The organism is Flavobacterium amylolyticum, from assembly GCF_048284335.1.
Taxonomy (GTDB): Bacteria; Bacteroidota; Bacteroidia; order Flavobacteriales; family Flavobacteriaceae; genus Flavobacterium.
This window is the reverse complement of record NZ_JBLVPG010000003.1, coordinates 213,289-228,219: the sequence shown is the minus strand read 5'-3', so window position 1 is coordinate 228,219 and position 14,931 is coordinate 213,289. Positions and strand designations below refer to the sequence as shown.

The 14,931-nt window shown below is 33.9% G+C and carries 14 protein-coding genes; 6 read left to right on the top strand and 8 right to left on the bottom strand.

Features of this window, described 5'->3' with window-relative positions; translation table 11 throughout:
* Window positions 1-164 precede the first annotated feature (164 nt).
* Window positions 165-803 (top strand): peroxiredoxin, encoded by a 639-nt coding sequence (locus tag ACNQF9_RS11875; protein WP_417960837.1) that lies wholly within the window; start codon window positions 165-167, stop codon window positions 801-803.
* Between the two features lie 82 nt (window positions 804-885).
* On the opposite strand, the gene ACNQF9_RS11870 is transcribed toward ACNQF9_RS11875, so the two are convergent.
* The 7 genes from ACNQF9_RS11870 to ACNQF9_RS11840 all read right to left on the bottom strand — a co-directional run bounded on the left by ACNQF9_RS11870 (window position 886) and on the right by ACNQF9_RS11840 (window position 9,088).
* Complete coding sequence (locus ACNQF9_RS11870) at window positions 886-1,767, bottom strand: DMT family transporter (RefSeq protein WP_417960835.1); 882 nt, start codon at window positions 1,765-1,767, stop codon at window positions 886-888.
* The gene (nudK, locus tag ACNQF9_RS11865) at window positions 1,767-2,348 is read right to left on the bottom strand and encodes a GDP-mannose pyrophosphatase NudK (protein WP_417960833.1); all 582 of its coding nucleotides are present in this window, start codon (window positions 2,346-2,348) and stop codon (window positions 1,767-1,769) included. Before nudK ends, ACNQF9_RS11870 begins: the two co-directional genes overlap by 1 nt.
* Before the next feature lie 63 nt (window positions 2,349-2,411).
* On the bottom strand, window positions 2,412-3,683 hold the full coding sequence (locus ACNQF9_RS11860) for an adenylosuccinate synthase (RefSeq protein WP_417960831.1): 1,272 nt from the start codon (window positions 3,681-3,683) through the stop codon (window positions 2,412-2,414).
* Window positions 3,684-3,714: 31 nt separating this feature from the next.
* Window positions 3,715-4,197: a Fur family transcriptional regulator gene (locus tag ACNQF9_RS11855; protein ID WP_417960829.1), complete on the bottom strand. Its 483-nt coding sequence runs from the start codon at window positions 4,195-4,197 to the stop codon at window positions 3,715-3,717.
* Window positions 4,198-4,313: 116 nt separating this feature from the next.
* Window positions 4,314-6,533: a RelA/SpoT family protein gene (locus tag ACNQF9_RS11850; protein WP_417960827.1), complete on the bottom strand. Its 2,220-nt coding sequence runs from the start codon at window positions 6,531-6,533 to the stop codon at window positions 4,314-4,316.
* 99 nt (window positions 6,534-6,632) lie between these two features.
* Entirely contained in the window at window positions 6,633-8,180 is a 1,548-nt protein-coding gene (locus ACNQF9_RS11845) for a serine hydrolase (protein WP_417990284.1), read from the bottom strand.
* A 122-nt stretch (window positions 8,181-8,302) separates the two neighbouring features.
* Window positions 8,303-9,088 carry a TrmH family RNA methyltransferase gene (locus ACNQF9_RS11840; RefSeq protein ID WP_417960823.1) on the bottom strand — a complete coding sequence of 262 codons (786 nt, stop codon included), beginning with the start codon at window positions 9,086-9,088 and terminating at the stop codon, window positions 8,303-8,305.
* 163 nt (window positions 9,089-9,251) lie between these two features.
* On the opposite strand from ACNQF9_RS11840, the gene ACNQF9_RS11835 reads away from it, so the two are divergent.
* Genes ACNQF9_RS11835 through ACNQF9_RS11815 form a run of 5 tightly spaced genes read left to right on the top strand, consistent with a single transcriptional unit; the run spans window position 9,252 to window position 13,806 of the window.
* Window positions 9,252-9,854: a trimeric intracellular cation channel family protein gene (locus ACNQF9_RS11835; protein ID WP_417990283.1), complete on the top strand. Its 603-nt coding sequence runs from the start codon at window positions 9,252-9,254 to the stop codon at window positions 9,852-9,854.
* 35 nt (window positions 9,855-9,889) lie between these two features.
* Window positions 9,890-10,840: a FemAB family protein gene (locus ACNQF9_RS11830; protein WP_417990282.1), complete on the top strand. Its 951-nt coding sequence runs from the start codon at window positions 9,890-9,892 to the stop codon at window positions 10,838-10,840.
* Window positions 10,837-11,952, top strand: a complete 1,116-nt coding sequence (locus ACNQF9_RS11825) for a DegT/DnrJ/EryC1/StrS family aminotransferase (RefSeq protein WP_417990281.1) — start codon at window positions 10,837-10,839, stop codon at window positions 11,950-11,952. Before ACNQF9_RS11830 ends, ACNQF9_RS11825 begins: the two co-directional genes overlap by 4 nt.
* Window positions 11,939-12,508 carry an acyltransferase gene (locus ACNQF9_RS11820; RefSeq protein ID WP_417990280.1) on the top strand — a complete coding sequence of 190 codons (570 nt, stop codon included), beginning with the start codon at window positions 11,939-11,941 and terminating at the stop codon, window positions 12,506-12,508. Before ACNQF9_RS11825 ends, ACNQF9_RS11820 begins: the two co-directional genes overlap by 14 nt.
* A complete protein-coding gene (locus ACNQF9_RS11815; RefSeq protein WP_417990279.1) occupies window positions 12,508-13,806 on the top strand; it encodes an O-antigen translocase in 1,299 nt (432 codons plus the stop codon). Before ACNQF9_RS11820 ends, ACNQF9_RS11815 begins: the two co-directional genes overlap by 1 nt.
* On the opposite strand, the gene ACNQF9_RS11810 is transcribed toward ACNQF9_RS11815, so the two are convergent.
* Window positions 13,754-14,905, bottom strand: coding sequence for a glycosyltransferase family protein (locus tag ACNQF9_RS11810; protein ID WP_417990278.1), 1,152 nt, complete (start codon window positions 14,903-14,905; stop codon window positions 13,754-13,756). The two genes, ACNQF9_RS11815 and ACNQF9_RS11810, sit on opposite strands and share 53 nt — an antisense overlap.
* Window positions 14,906-14,931: the final 26 nt, after the last annotated feature.

Below are 14,931 nucleotides of genomic sequence, written 5' to 3'. Positions count from 1 at the left end.
ATGCTGTTGCGATCATTGCTAGGGTATGAAGGCTTTTGTTATATTATTTGGATACTATTTTTTTTGTTTTTATAAAAATTAGTACAATTTTAAGACCTGTTTCCTCCGTAGATTGGGTTAATTTGAATACCTTACAGTGGTACTAATCAAAAAATTAAACTACTATGGCAACATTACGCTTAGGCGATATTGCTCCTGATTTTGAAGCAGAAACGTCACAAGGAAAAATAAAATTTCATGAATGGTTAGGGGATTCTTGGTGTGTTTTATTCTCTCACCCAGCTGATTTCACACCGGTTTGTACCACTGAGTTAGGAACAGCAGCCAATTATTATCCGGAATTTGAAAAACGAAATGTAAAAGTAATCGCGCTGAGTGTTGATGGTGTTGATTCGCACATGGAATGGATAAAAGACATTAATGAAACTCAAAATACAACAGTAAATTTTCCAATAATTGCTGATCAAGACAAGCATATTGCAGAATTGTACGATATGATTCATCCCAATGCAAGTGAGAGTTTTACTGTGCGTTCTGTTTTTATAATTGGTCCAGACAAAAAAATAAAATTAACATTGACATATCCTGCGTCAACCGGCAGAAATTTCGATGAAATACTACGTGTAATTGATAGTCTACAATTGACAGCTAAATACAGTGTTGCAACACCCGCAAACTGGAAAGATGGTGATAAGGTCGTAATTTCAACAGCAATTAAGGACGAAGATATTGCTACTAAATTTCCAAAAGGCTTCGAAAGAATTAAACCATATTTAAGAATGACACCTCAGCCTAATAAATAGTAGTTTTCAGCATATCCTTTAACTAGAAAAGCAGAAATAAAATAAATTCATTCTGCTTTTCTATTTTGTTAAAAGTTAATGATTACTTCTTATTGGTAATTAATAACCCGGAAATAATGATTCCCATGCTTATAATTTGGGTACGTACAATAACTTGATCTAGAAAAAAATAAGCTAGAATTCCACTGAATACGGGAATCAAATAGTAAATTATTGCTGTTTTTGAGGTACCAATCAATCGAATGGCTTCGTTCCACAGATAAAATGAAATTAAGGAAGCGCAAACGCCAACATAGCTGATTACTAAAACTGTTTTTACGTCAAAAATTACTTTTTTATAATAGATGTGTTCATAAACATAAAAAGGAAAGAGTAAAATTGTACCAATTACAAAAACACTAAATAAAAATACTTTGGGTGATAATTCATCTGGTTTTTGTCGCACCAGTATCGTGTAATAAGCAAAAAAGAAGCAAGCCACGAGCATCAATAAATCCCCAATAGTAAAGCTAATATGGAGTAAAGCCTGTAAGGAGCCTTTAGAAATAAGTACTAAAACTCCTGTGATTATGGTTGTAATTCCCACTATTTTTATAGTACTAACTTTCTCTTTAAAAACAATCCTGGAGAGTACAACAATAAATAGCGGAATCGAAATGGCGATTAACGATAAATTGACTGCATTTGTTGTTTTTCCAGCAAAGTATATCAGTGTATTGAAGATAGTAATTCCCAATACAGCTGTAAGCGTAAGATACTTAATGTGTCTTTTTACAATTTTTAAATTTTTAATAGTACTTTTTATAGCAAACGGTGTCAAGACAATATATGCAACTGACCATCTCCAAAAAGCCAATCCAACTGGAGGGATGTGGTCTTTTATACCACTGGCGATTACCATATTAACTGACCAAAGTAAGGTTGCTAATAAGGCAAACAAAACTCCTTTTGTCGTATTATTCATTAAATAAGGTCGTTAATTCTGGCATATTGTAGTAGCATAATGGTTTTTGCATCTTGCATTTCACCCGATTCAATCATTGCATAGGCATCGTCGAAAGGCATTTCTAGCACATCAATATTTTCTTGTTCGTGTTCTACTCCGCCACCTTCGCTGACTTTCATGGATTCATCGTATTCTCCAACAAATAAATATAAAATTTCAGTTACTGCTCCAGGTGACATGTAGGTTTCCATTACTTTTTGTACTTTAGAAATGCGATATCCCGTTTCTTCCTCCGTTTCTCTAATGATGCATTGTTCCGGATTATCTTGATCTAGAAGTCCGGCACAAACCTCAATCATCATTCCGGTTTCATTTCCGTTAAGGTAGGTTGGTAAGCGAAACTGACGTGTTAGAATAACTGTTTTTTGGAGCCTATTATAAAGTAAAATGGCAGCGCCATTTCCTCGATCGTAGACTTCTCTTTTTTGGGTAATCCAAGAATCATCTTTTTTTTGGTAGTCAAAAGTTACTTTGTTTAAAATGTACCAATTGTCAGAAAGTAATTCGGTTTTTTGTATTTTGATAGTTGGGTTTTTCATTGGGTTGGATGGGATTTTAAACTAAAAAAAACGCTCTGAATTTTCAGAGCGTTTAGTGTAATCTTATTTTAGAATAGTTTGCTTTCTGTCTGGACCTACAGAAACTATTTTAATAGGAACTTCTACTTCTTTTTCAATAAATTCAATGTATTCTTTTAATTCTGTTGGTAATTCATCATACGTAGTCATACCAGTCAAATCAGCTTGCCATCCTTTGAAATCTTGATACACTGGTGTTACATTTTCGGGTTCGATGTTATAAGGGAAATGAGAAATTTTCTCTCCTTTATAATTGTATTCGGTACATACTTTCAACGTTTCAAATCCTGAAAGTACATCCCCTTTCATCATCATCAGTTGTGTTACACCATTCACCTGAACCGCATATTTAAGTGCTACTAAGTCTAACCAGCCACAACGTCTTTGTCTTCCAGTTACAGATCCAAATTCATTTCCTACACGTGCCATAGTTGCACCGTCTTCGTCAAAAAGTTCAGTAGGGAATGGACCACTTCCTACGCGTGTCACATATGCTTTGAAAATACCGTATACTTCTTTAATTTTATTTGGAGCAATCCCTAAACCGGTACAAGCACCAGCAGCAGTTGTATTAGATGAAGTTACAAAGGGATAAGTACCAAAATCAACATCCAATAATGAACCTTGAGCTCCCTCACATAATATTGATTTACCTGCTTTTTGAGCTTGGTGTAAATATTCTTCACTATCAATAAAATCTAATTTTTTTAGTTCTTCGATAGCTTCAAAAAATTCTTTTTCTAATTCCTCTAAATTATATTGTATGGCAACATCATAGAATTTAATCATGGCTTCATGCTTGTCAGCCAAAGCTCTATAACGGTCTGCAAAATCTTCTAATTCAATATCACCTACACGAATACCGTTTCTTCCGGTTTTGTCCATATAAGTTGGCCCAATTCCTTTCAGTGTAGAACCTATTTTTGCTTTGCCTTTAGAAGCTTCTGAAGCTGCGTCTAGTAGACGGTGCGTTGGTAAAATTAAATGTGCCTTTCTTGAAATGATTAATTTATTTTTGATGTCTAAATTAAATTTTTCAAGTCCTTCAATTTCTTTTTGAAAAACTACAGGATCAATAACAACTCCGTTTCCAATAATATTTATGGCGGTTTTATGAAAGATACCAGAAGGAATAGTTCTAAGCACATGTTTTATTCCATCAAATTCAAGAGTATGTCCAGCATTTGGTCCACCTTGAAAACGAGCAATAATATCGTAATTTGAAGTTAGAACATCAACAATTTTTCCTTTTCCTTCATCTCCCCATTGTAATCCTAATAATAAATCTACCGTCATTCTGAATGTTATTTGTAGTTAATTTTTATATTTATGAACGCTCTTGTTCGTCCAAGTTGTTTTTTTGTTTCTTAATTCCGTAAAGATATAACGAGTGGTTGGTAATCTCTATATCGAAAATTTCTTCAATTGTTTTTTTGATACTTTGAATCCTTGGGTCACAAAATTCAATCACCTCTCCAGTATCGGTCATAATAATATGATCGTGTTGTTTGTCAAAATATGATTTTTCGTAATGTGCCTGATTTTGCCCAAATTGATGTTTGCGCACTAAAGCACAATCCAGTAGTAATTCAATCGTATTATAAAGGGTTGCTCGACTGACGCGATAATTTTTATTTTTCATTTTGATGTAAAGGTTTTCTACATCAAAATGTTCCTCGCTGTCATAGATTTCCTGAAGGATAGCATAACGTTCAGGAGTTTTGCGGTGTCCTTTTTTTTCAAGATACATTGTAAAAACATTTTTTACAATTTCTTGGTTTTTGGTATTATCTGTGGAAATGAGTGTCATATGCTGGCAAAGATAAATTTTTTAGTTTAAAGTTTAAAGTTTCCGGTTTGTTTAGTTTCAAGTTTATTCAGTTTCAGAGGTTGAAACTTAAGGTCAAATACAAAAAACGAAATTTTCTAGGTTTTATATTCGCGCGTTACCTTATCGATTCCATCAATTTTTTTAATATTATTGATCATTTTTTTTAAAATAGTATTGTTTTGTACAATTACCGCTACCTGACCATGAAAAATTCCAGCGTCGGTATTCAATGCTATACTTTGAATATTAACATGCATATTGTTTGAAATTACTTTTGTTAACTGGTTGGTAAGTCCTAAAACATCCATTCCGGTTATGTTAATAATAGCTTTGAATTCTTCTTGTGAGGAATCAATCCATTTGGCTGTCATTATTCTATAGGCATAGTTGGATTGCATACCAATGGCATTAGGGCAATCTTTTTTATGCACTTTTATTCCTTCATTTATTGTTACGAAACCAAACACATCATCGCCAGGAATTGGGTTGCAACAAGGCGACAGCTTATAATCCAGCTTGTCATGTTCTTTGCCAAAAACAAGCATATCATAATTACTGCTTATTATTGGTTTGTGAATGTCTTCATTAGCAGTACTTGGAGAACGTTTTATTTTGTTTTTGAAAAAATTAATAAAAGTATTGCTTTTTTGTGCGGCGTAATCTTTGAGTTGTTGATTTTCTATAGCGCCAATTCCCACTCTGTAAAATAAATCTAAACTGGTTTTTAATTTGAAAAAATTGACTAATTCATTAACGACAGCTTCATTTAAGGTGATTTTTAAATGTTTTAATTTTCGGGTAAGGAGTTCTTTTCCTTCCTCACCAATTTTCTTAGTGTTCTCGTTTAAAACATTTTTTATCTTTGTTTTAGCTCTGGAAGTGGTTACATAATCCAGCCAGTTTACTGTAGGTTTTTGATGTTGTGAGGTGATAACTTCTATTTGATCCCCACTTTTTAATTCGAAGTTCAAAGGAACTAATTTCCCGTTAACACGTGTTCCCCTGGTGCGAATCCCTATTTCAGAATGGATGCTAAAAGCAAAATCTAATGAAGTCGCTCCTTTGGGTAACGATTTTATTTCTCCTTTTGGAGTAAAAACAAAAATTTCTTTCGAATATAAATTCATCTTGAAATCTTCTACAAAGCTTACCGCATTTGTTTCAGAATTTTCTAAAGCTTCTTTTAATAAGTTAAGCCATACATCCAGACCGCTTTCTTCGGTAGTTCCGTTTTTATATTTATAATGTGCAGCATATCCTTTTTCAGCAATTTCGTCCATGCGCTCGCTTCGGACTTGTACCTCTACCCATCGCCCTTTTGGTCCCATTACAGTAATGTGTAAGGCTTCATAGCCTGTAGATTTGGGAGAGGAAATCCAATCCCGTAAGCGACTTGGACTTGGCCTGTAATGATCGGTTACTATAGAATAAATTTTCCAGGCAATAAATTTTTCTTCGTGTGGTGTCGATTTGTAGACTATACGCAGTGCAAATTTATCATATACCTCATCAAAACTTACATTTTGCGCCTGCATTTTTCTGCGAATAGAATAAATGGATTTAGGCCGACCTTTGATAATGAAATCAATATTCTCGACATCTAATGCTTTTTTTAGCACATCCGTGATATCCCCAATGTAGGCATCTTGTTCCTCTTTTGTTTCTTTTATTTTACTTACAATATCATTATAAACGACAGGTTCCGTGTATTTTAATCCTAAGTCTTCTAGTTTTGTCTTGATGTTATACAACCCTAGCCGGTGCGCTAAGGGTGCGTATATGTATAAAGTTTCGGATGCAATTTTTGTTTGCTTGTCTTCCTGCATAGAATCCATCGTTTGCATGTTGTGCAAACGATCGGCAAGTTTAATTAGAATAACACGAACGTCATCGTTCAAGGTTAATATCATTTTACGAAAATTTTCCGCCTGCATCGATACATTTAAATCTTTTTGTACCAATGATATTTTTGTCAATCCTTCGACAATTTGGGCCACTTTAGGATTAAAAAGGCGTTCGATATCCTGAATAGTAGTTGGTGTATCTTCTACAACGTCGTGCAACAATGCGGCGGCAATAGAAGTGGCTCCCAAACCAATTTCGGAGGCCACAATTTTTGCTACAGCAATAGGATGAAAAATATAAGCTTCACCCGATTTTCTTCGTTGTTCTTTATGGGCTTCCACGGAAACATCAAATGCTTTTCGGATAAGTTTTTTATCATCATCGCTCAAGGTTTGATAGCTAATGCGAAGTAACTCCTTGTATTCTTGAGCAATAGCTTTATTCTCTTTTTCTATATCAATTTCTATCATAACGGCATGGTTCAATTCCTAAAAATAGAAATAAGTTAGGAGATATGCAAGTAAAACAAGTGTCTAAATATAAATTGCAAATAGTGCTTTCTAACAAGATTATTGCACTTTGCTAAAATCCAAATCCTGAAAATCATAACTGAAATCAGTTAATTCAGAAATGGGTTTCATCGTTAATCGAACTGCATTTCCGGTAGCATCACATTCAAAAAATAAATGAGCATCTGCATGAAAATAAGCATTGTTCCATTTTACTACATAGTTTGTGTCTTTGTATAAAAAAACTTCACCAGCAAGTTGAGGAGAACGTTTAGAGGCAAAATAGAGTTTTCCTTTTTTTTCTGTAAGTACCACGTCTCCAAACCACTTGTCATTGTAGGTGCCAATAAAACTTTTAAAATCTATTTTAATTTTTTCTTTCATGTTTTTGGCTACCGTTGCCCAAACTTCATCGGTTACTTTGTCAGCAGTTTCTTCATTCGCTTTTAGTCGGTTGCTATAAATGGTTACATAATCTTCGGATTGAATTCCTAAATAACTGTCTTTTATAGTATTGGTAATGGCATTAAAAGCAGCACCGGATTGTTGGTTGGTTAATACAATAATTCCGAGATTTAATTCTGGAAAAAGAGTAACTTGGGTAACAATCCCCTCTAATCCGCCCGTGTGGGAGACTTGTTTGAATCCCTTTACATCACTTAAAAACCAACCTAGTCCGTACCCGCTAAAATGAGTGTTGTAAGGTGGTTTTGTGGTTGCAGGAATTATGGTTTGCAGCTGCCACATCTCGTGCTGCTCTTTTTTAGAAAATAATGGTTTGTTATCAACACCATATTTTCCGGTGTTCATTTGCATGATTGTCCATTTGCTTAAATCATTTATACTGGAATAAATTCCTGCTGCTGCATCAAAAAGTGGGTTTTGATAGCGTTTGATTGTTTTTAGTTTTCCATTTACAGGAACATGAGGCGCAATGATGTTCGTGGTGTCTTTTAAACGTAAAAACGATGCAGCACTGTTGTTCATCTCCAAGGGTTTCATTATGCGTTTCTCAACAAAATCGCACCAGCTCAATCCGCTTGCTACGCGAATGACTTCTCCAGCTACTATGTACAGTAAATTGTCATAATCGTATTGCGTTCTAAATGCTGAAACCGGTTTTAAATACTGTAAATTCTGAATAATATCTGCTGCTGTAAAATTACTTCCGTCAGGCCAAATCATTAAATCGCCTGCGCCTAAACCCAATCCACTGCGGTGTGTCAATAAATCCCGAATGGTAAATTCATTAGTTACATAGTCATTATACATCTTGAAATTAGGAAGGTATTGAATGACTTTATCGTCCCATTTTACTTTGCCTTCATCGACTAGCATCGCCAATGCGGCACTTGTAAACGCTTTACTGTTTGAAGCAATCCCAAAAAGGGTATTCGCATCTACTTTTTCGTTAGTCAAAACTGATTTTACGCCATATCCTTTGGCGTGAATTATTTTTCCGTCTTTTACAATAGCCACTGCAATTCCAGGAACATCAAACGTTTTTAGGGTACGATTTACTACTTCATCCACTTGGTTCGAAGTGATTTGTGCGAAAGAAAGTGCCGTTGTGAGTAAAGTGATTGCAAATACGAATCTATTTTTCATATTATAAATGTTATTTTTATGCATGAGATTTTTTATTAGGTTTACTTCGTTCGAGTTTTTTTGTTGAAATGACAAAATCATACGAAAAAGGTGAAGTTCAATATCTTTTTTTAAGCTGCAATCTAAAACCCTCTTTGTCTTTTGGCCTCAAAAATCAGGATGGCAGCAGCAACTGAAACATTCATTGAATCGATTTCGCCTTGCATTGGAATTATAATATTTTGAGTTGCTTCTTTTCTCCATTCCTCTGTCAATCCAGTCGCTTCTGTTCCTACTACTAGGGCCGTTGGAGTGGTATAATCTTGTGTGTGATAGGAAGTGGAGTTTTGCAACGTTGCGCAATAAAAATTGATCTTTTGTTCTTTCAAAAAGGCAATGATTTCTGATGTTGTTCCGGTTGCAATTTGGTTGGTAAACAAACAGCCTACACTAGAGCGAACAATATTTGGATTGTATAAATCACTTTTTGGATTAGCAATAATCACAGCGTCCAGGTTAGCAGCATCGGCAGTACGAAGTAAAGCACCAATATTTCCTGGTTTTTCCGGTGCTTCGGCAACAAGGATCAATGGATTTTTAGATAATTTCAAATCCGTTAATTGCAGCGATTTGGTTTTGGCAACAGCCAAAATTCCTTCAGTGGTATCGCGATAGGCTAATTTTTGATAGACTTCTTTGTTGATTTCTATCAGTTCTGCATTTTTAGATAATTCTCTGGCTTCGTTTTCCGAACAAATTTCCGGTAAAAACAGAAGTGTTTGCATTTGATACCCCCCTTTAAGGGCAATCGAAATTTCTCGTTTTCCCTCTATTAAAAAAGTCCCGGATTGTTTGCGTGCTTTGGATTTCTCCTGCAATTGCACTAAAGATTTTATGTATGGATTTTGTATCGAAGTGATTTGTTTCAAGACTCTCAACTATTTAATTAAAAGCTACAAAGATACATAGAGAAAATCCAGTTTTATAATAGGATCCTAATATTTATTTAGAAGCAATAGATTCAGTAATTGATTGAGGTTTCAAGCTGGATTCACGAGTATTTTCTTTATTTTTGTCAAAATCTCAATTCAAATGTTTCACTTATTAGACATCATTGGTACGATGGCTTTTGCCATGTCTGGCGCATTGACGGCTATGAATAAAAAGCTGGATCCTTTTGGTGTTTTTATCATTGCATTTGTCACTGCGGTTGGCGGCGGCACCTTACGAGATATCATGATTGGCAGAACGCCAGTGGGATGGATGCTGGACTTGAAATATGTTTATGTAATTAGTATTGGGTTTGTTTTGGCAATCCTTTTTCGAAAAAGATTCGATAGATTACGCACCTCTTTATTTTTATTTGACACGATCGGATTAGGTGTTTTTACTTTAATAGGTCTTGAAAAAGGAATTAATATTGGACTTCATCCCGTTATTTGTATTGCTTTAGGAACGATGACTGCTTGTTTTGGAGGTGTTATCCGAGATATATTATGTACTGAAATCCCAGTAATTTTCAGGAGAGAAATTTATGCAACGATTTGTATTTTGGGCGGAATTGTCTTTTTTTTACTTCGAAAACTGAATTTAGAAAATGATGTTTTATACTTGGCCACTTCATTGGTTATCATTGCAGTCCGTTTGATGGCGGTAAAATTCAAATGGTATTTACCTACTTTAGAACATAAATAAAAATTGATTACTTTCACAGGGTCTAAAATTTAATAGTGAAAAATTATTCTGTCAAACAATATCGGGAAAGTGATTGTAAAAATTGGAATGCCTTTATTGGTGAAGCCAAAAATGCTACTTTTTTATTTCACCGAGATTTTATGGAATACCATAAAGATCGATTCGAAGATTTCTCGTTAATGATTTTCGAAAACGAAAAACTAGTTGCTGTTCTTCCGGCAAATAGAGTTGGAGCAATAGTGTATTCTCATCAAGGTTTGACGTATGGCGGATTGGTTTATTCCCATAAAATAAATGGAGAAAAAGTAGCCGCAATTTTAGATTCTCTTTTGTCTTTTTTTAAAGAAAATAGGATACTATCTTTTTATTATAAACCCATTCCTTTATTTTATGCTTCAAAAGGGAACGCTGAATTAGATTTTTTTATGTTAAAAAAAGGAGCGTTTTTAGACAAAAAAGAAATGAATCTGGCGATCAATTTAGCCATGCCTTTGACGATTTCAAAAAGTAAACTAAAGCATTTCAGAAAAAAGGAACAACTTGATTTAGAGTTGGTGGAAGAAAGTCATTTTAAGTCCTTTTGGGAATCTGTTTTAGTACCAAGGTTATTGGAAAAATTCGGTTCCAAACCAGTGCATACCCTTCAAGAAATAACAGTACTTAAAAAAAAATTTCCCACTAATATCAAACAATTTTCAGTGTATTATCAGGATGAGATTGTTGCGGGCATTACAATATTCGAAACGGAAACGGTTGTGAAATCGCAATATGGCGCCACTACTAAAAAAGGGGAGGAGTTGCGCGCATTGGATTTTTTATTTCTCAATTTAATACAAAAATACAAAAGCGAAGGGAAGCTTTTTTTTGATATGGGTATTGTAAATGCGGCAAATCAAAAAGGGTTTCATGCTGGACTCTTGAAACAGAAAGAAGAATTAGGATGCTCGGTTTACAGTCAGGATTTTTATACAATGCAATTAATATGATACCATTCCTTGATTTAAAAAAAATAAATGAACCGTTTGAAGCTGCTTTTCAAGAAAAATTAAAAGCAGTTTTAGATACTGGGTGGTATGTTTTAGGGAATGAAGTCAAGGAATTCGAAACAAGTTTTGCCAACTATTGCGGTATAAAATATTGTATAGGTGTGGGAAATGGTTTTGATGCTTTAGTGTTGATTTTCAAAGGATATATTCAATTGGGAAAATTACAAAAAGGAGACGAAGTTATTGTTCCCGCCAACACCTATATTGCCAGTATTTTGGCTATTTTACAAGCAGATTTAATTCCTGTTTTGGTTGAGCCAAAGTTGGAAACCTACAACATCAACCCCGATTTAATTACTGAAAAGATTACCTCAAAAACCAAAGCGATTTTAGTTGTTCATTTGTACGGACACTTGGCTGAAATGGATAAGATAAATAAAATTGCTGTTGCTAATGCTTTACTGGTTGTTGAAGATGCCGCTCAGGCTCACGGTGCAATAAAAAATAAAGAATCAGCAATCATAACGCAACAAATAAGCGTAGCATACAGTTTTTATCCTGGAAAAAACTTAGGAGCTTTAGGCGATGGTGGCGCTGTTATAACAAATGATTTGGAATTAGCCAAAACTATTCGATCAATCAGAAATTATGGTTCTGAAACGAAGTATTACAATGACAATATGGGGGTAAATTCAAGATTAGACGAATTACAAGCCGCTTTTCTTAATGTTAAATTACCCAAATTAGATGCTGAAAATGAAAAACGAAGAATAATTGCCAAACGGTATTTATCGGAAATTAACAATGATAAAATAATTTTACCAAATTGGGATTTGTCAAATAATCATGTTTTCCATTTGTTTGTCATTCGAACACAGAACAGACTAAATTTACAAGAATATTTACTGCAGCATAATATTCAAACGGTCATACATTATCCCATTCCGCCACACAATCAAAGAGCGCTATCAGCCTGGAATCATTTGTCTTTTCCTATCACGCAAAAAATTCACGATGAAGTACTAAGTTTGCCAATAAGTCCGGTATTAACAAGGGATGAAGTGAGTCATATTGTTGCAATTTTAAATAAATATCAGGATGGGATTAGCTAGTAGAATAAAACAATTGTGCTGTGTTACTTTTCGAATCAAAAAGTATGAGTTTCTTTCGGATTGTAAAAGAGTTTTTGGGAAGCCAAATCTTTTTTATCCCTTGCTGTTAAAAGGAAATGGGAAGATTTATTTTGGGAAGAATGTCCAAATCGGTGTAGTTTCCTCTCCATACTTTTTTTCAGGCTATACCTATATAGAAGCCAGAAATGAAAACAGCGAAATTAACATTGGAAACAATGTTGCTATCAATAATGCTTTTTCTATTGTTTGTTTTTCGAAAGTTACCATCAAAGACCATGTTTTAATAGGTGTAAACTGTTCTATAATAGATAATGATGGACATGATTTGAATAGTATTAAACGAAACCAAGAAAACCCAAATTCCCTTCCAGTGTGTATTGGTGAAAATGTCTTTATTGGATCAAATGTTTCTATTTTAAAAGGAGTTGAAATTGGGGATAATTCTATTATAGGAAATGGGTCTGTCGTGACAAAAAACATTCCCAAAAATGTTGTCGCTGCAGGAAATCCGGCTAAAGTTATGCGAAATTTATAATGTTGAAAATTTTAAAACAAAATGCACTTTTAAAATTAGTATCACTTAATTCTATTTCGGTAGTGATGAGTTTTGTTTTGGGAATTATTTCTACAAAAATTGTGTCTGTTTATTTAGGAACTTCTGGAATGGCATTGTTGGGGAGTTTGAGAAACTTCACAGCAATGATGAAGTCCATAGCTACCTTAGGGATAAACAATTCATTAATAAAGTTATTCGTTGAAAATAAAGAGGATAAGAAAGAACTGGGCATCATTTATGCTACTTTTTTTTGGTTTTTCCTGCTAATTGCTACGGTCTTGGGTTTGCTTATTTTACTATTTGCCAATACTATTTCTGAATTATTGCTTTTTACAAATTCGTTTGCTAATCCCATTCGGTTTTTTGGATTGCTACTACCATTGATTGTCATCAATACGTTTTGGATAGCAATCTATAACGCTTTAGAACAGTATAAAAAAATTATAGTTTTACAGATTATTTCAAATGTGCTAATTTTTGGTTTTACCGCATTTTTAATTGTGAAAAACGCTATAAATGGTGGATTGCTGGCGGTTGTGTTCGGCGAATTACTTATGGTTATAGTGACTTTTGTATTTGTCTTAAAAGACAAAAGCTATTTTCAATTCAATCTCCAGAAAGTTTTAAAAAAGAAATACCTGAATGTTATCAAGCAATTTTCTGCGATGGCATTGTTAAGCGCTGTAATTGCACCTGTAACATTAATGCTCATACGGAATTTTATAATTGAAACGCACTCCATTCAAGAAGCTGGAATTTGGGATGCCACCAATAAATTTTCCAGTTTTTATATGTTGGTTTTCAGTTCTGGATTGTCATTGTATTACATGCCTAAATTAGCTTCTCTGACAACAGAGCTTGAGTTTAAAGTAGAATTGAAGTCTTATTTTAAATTTTTTGTTCCACTATTTTTAACAGTATTAGTAGCTGTCTTTTTGTTGAAAGGAATTATAGTGGATGTCGCTTTTACAGCAGCATTTTCAAAAGTGAATGAGGTGTTGATTTGGCAACTTTTAGGGGATCTTTTAAGGATAATGACATTAGCTTTTGGCTATCAAGTCGTTGTTAAAGCGAGTGTAAAAAAATATTTTATTCTTGAAATAGTGTTTAATGTAGCGTATCTTTTATTATCATTTTATTTAGTATCGCTTTTTTCTTTTGAAGGAGCTTTGCTGGCGTATTTTTTTGCTAATTTAATTGTTTTCTTCCTGATTCTATTTATGTTTAGGAAACTGCTTTTAAATTCCAAACTTCCAAGTACTGATACGCTATATTAACCAAATCATGCTCTTTCTCAATAAATGCTCTGGCACGCTTTCCTATAGCGATTATGACCTCGGGATTTTCGATCAGAAAGGAAAGTTCCTTTACCAAAGAATTGACGTCTGGTATTGCACATATATTGATTGGTTCCTTAATGTTATAATGTTTTATGAATTCTTTGCCACCACCGGTAAAAACTACTTTTCCTTTTGCCATAGCTTCCAAGGCATTGTATCCTTGGTCCTTAGCGTAGATTTGATCCAATAGAATTTGTGCAGAATTGTATAAATTTATATATTCAATATAAGGAAGATTTTCAGTGGTAATCACAGTTACTTTCTCCGGATATTTTTGTTGAATAATCTCTAAGGCTTTTTCAAAATAAGGAATCCCTTTTTTGATATAACTGGTGCGATTTATCCCAAGAAAAATGACAATTTTGTCATTAATTTTTTGTTCTTGAAATCTAATTTTTTGAGTGTTAATAGGATTTGGAACGAAGTGGACCGAATAGCCCATTTTTTCCATTGGAATTTTATAATCTAAATCGGAGGCAATTAGGTTTTGGCAGTTTTCAGCCAACCAATTAAAAGTTTTTCGATAGTTGTTCTTGGTATACTTTAAGGGGTATTCAAAATGGGTTTTTAACAAATTGTCTTCAAAATAGGGCGTCAGAATGCTATGATCAAAGGTTCTTTGTAACAAATAATCAATTACTGGGGTTTCATCACCGCAGATTAGCAAGCTCCTGTTTTTAATTTTTTTGAATACTCTTTTATAGAGTATACGGGACAAAAAAGGAAATGTTTCAATCGCATCGGAATTAATCAACTGTACGTGATCAAAGTTTTTTAAATGAGATAATAAAAGATAAAAACGAAGTCCTCTTTCAGCGTTTTCTAAATCAATTCCCGTGAGTTTATGAATGACATTTTTAATTTTTAGAGGCAACCAATAACCGGATATAAATGCAGAATCAAAGGAATAATCAGTGTCAAATTTTTTGAAATGATCGCCAGATGACAACAGAATTACTTCATGCCCCAACATTACCAATCCTTCTTTTAAAGAATTATGCAATCGACTGTATTCACCAATCAAAAGTATTTTCATTTACAAAGCTGAATTATTTATATTTG

Excerpts from the sequence above, each read along its gene's own strand:
- ACNQF9_RS11820 (WP_417990280.1), top strand. The coding sequence starts at position 11,939 with ATGGGATTAGCTAGTAGAATAAAACAATTGTGCTGTGTTACTTTTCGA.
- ACNQF9_RS11855 (WP_417960829.1), bottom strand. The coding sequence starts at position 4,197 with ATGACACTCATTTCCACAGATAATACCAAAAACCAAGAAATTGTAAAA.
- ACNQF9_RS11825 (WP_417990281.1), top strand. The coding sequence starts at position 10,837 with ATGATACCATTCCTTGATTTAAAAAAAATAAATGAACCGTTTGAAGCT.
- ACNQF9_RS11850 (WP_417960827.1), bottom strand. The coding sequence starts at position 6,533 with ATGATAGAAATTGATATAGAAAAAGAGAATAAAGCTATTGCTCAAGAA.
- ACNQF9_RS11875 (WP_417960837.1), top strand. The coding sequence starts at position 165 with ATGGCAACATTACGCTTAGGCGATATTGCTCCTGATTTTGAAGCAGAA.
- ACNQF9_RS11845 (WP_417990284.1), bottom strand. The coding sequence starts at position 8,180 with ATGAAAAATAGATTCGTATTTGCAATCACTTTACTCACAACGGCACTT.
- ACNQF9_RS11860 (WP_417960831.1), bottom strand. The coding sequence starts at position 3,683 with ATGACGGTAGATTTATTATTAGGATTACAATGGGGAGATGAAGGAAAA.
- ACNQF9_RS11815 (WP_417990279.1), top strand. The coding sequence starts at position 12,508 with ATGTTGAAAATTTTAAAACAAAATGCACTTTTAAAATTAGTATCACTT.
- nudK (WP_417960833.1), bottom strand. The coding sequence starts at position 2,348 with ATGAAAAACCCAACTATCAAAATACAAAAAACCGAATTACTTTCTGAC.
- ACNQF9_RS11810 (WP_417990278.1), bottom strand. The coding sequence starts at position 14,905 with ATGAAAATACTTTTGATTGGTGAATACAGTCGATTGCATAATTCTTTA.
- ACNQF9_RS11835 (WP_417990283.1), top strand. The coding sequence starts at position 9,252 with ATGTTTCACTTATTAGACATCATTGGTACGATGGCTTTTGCCATGTCT.
- ACNQF9_RS11870 (WP_417960835.1), bottom strand. The coding sequence starts at position 1,767 with ATGAATAATACGACAAAAGGAGTTTTGTTTGCCTTATTAGCAACCTTA.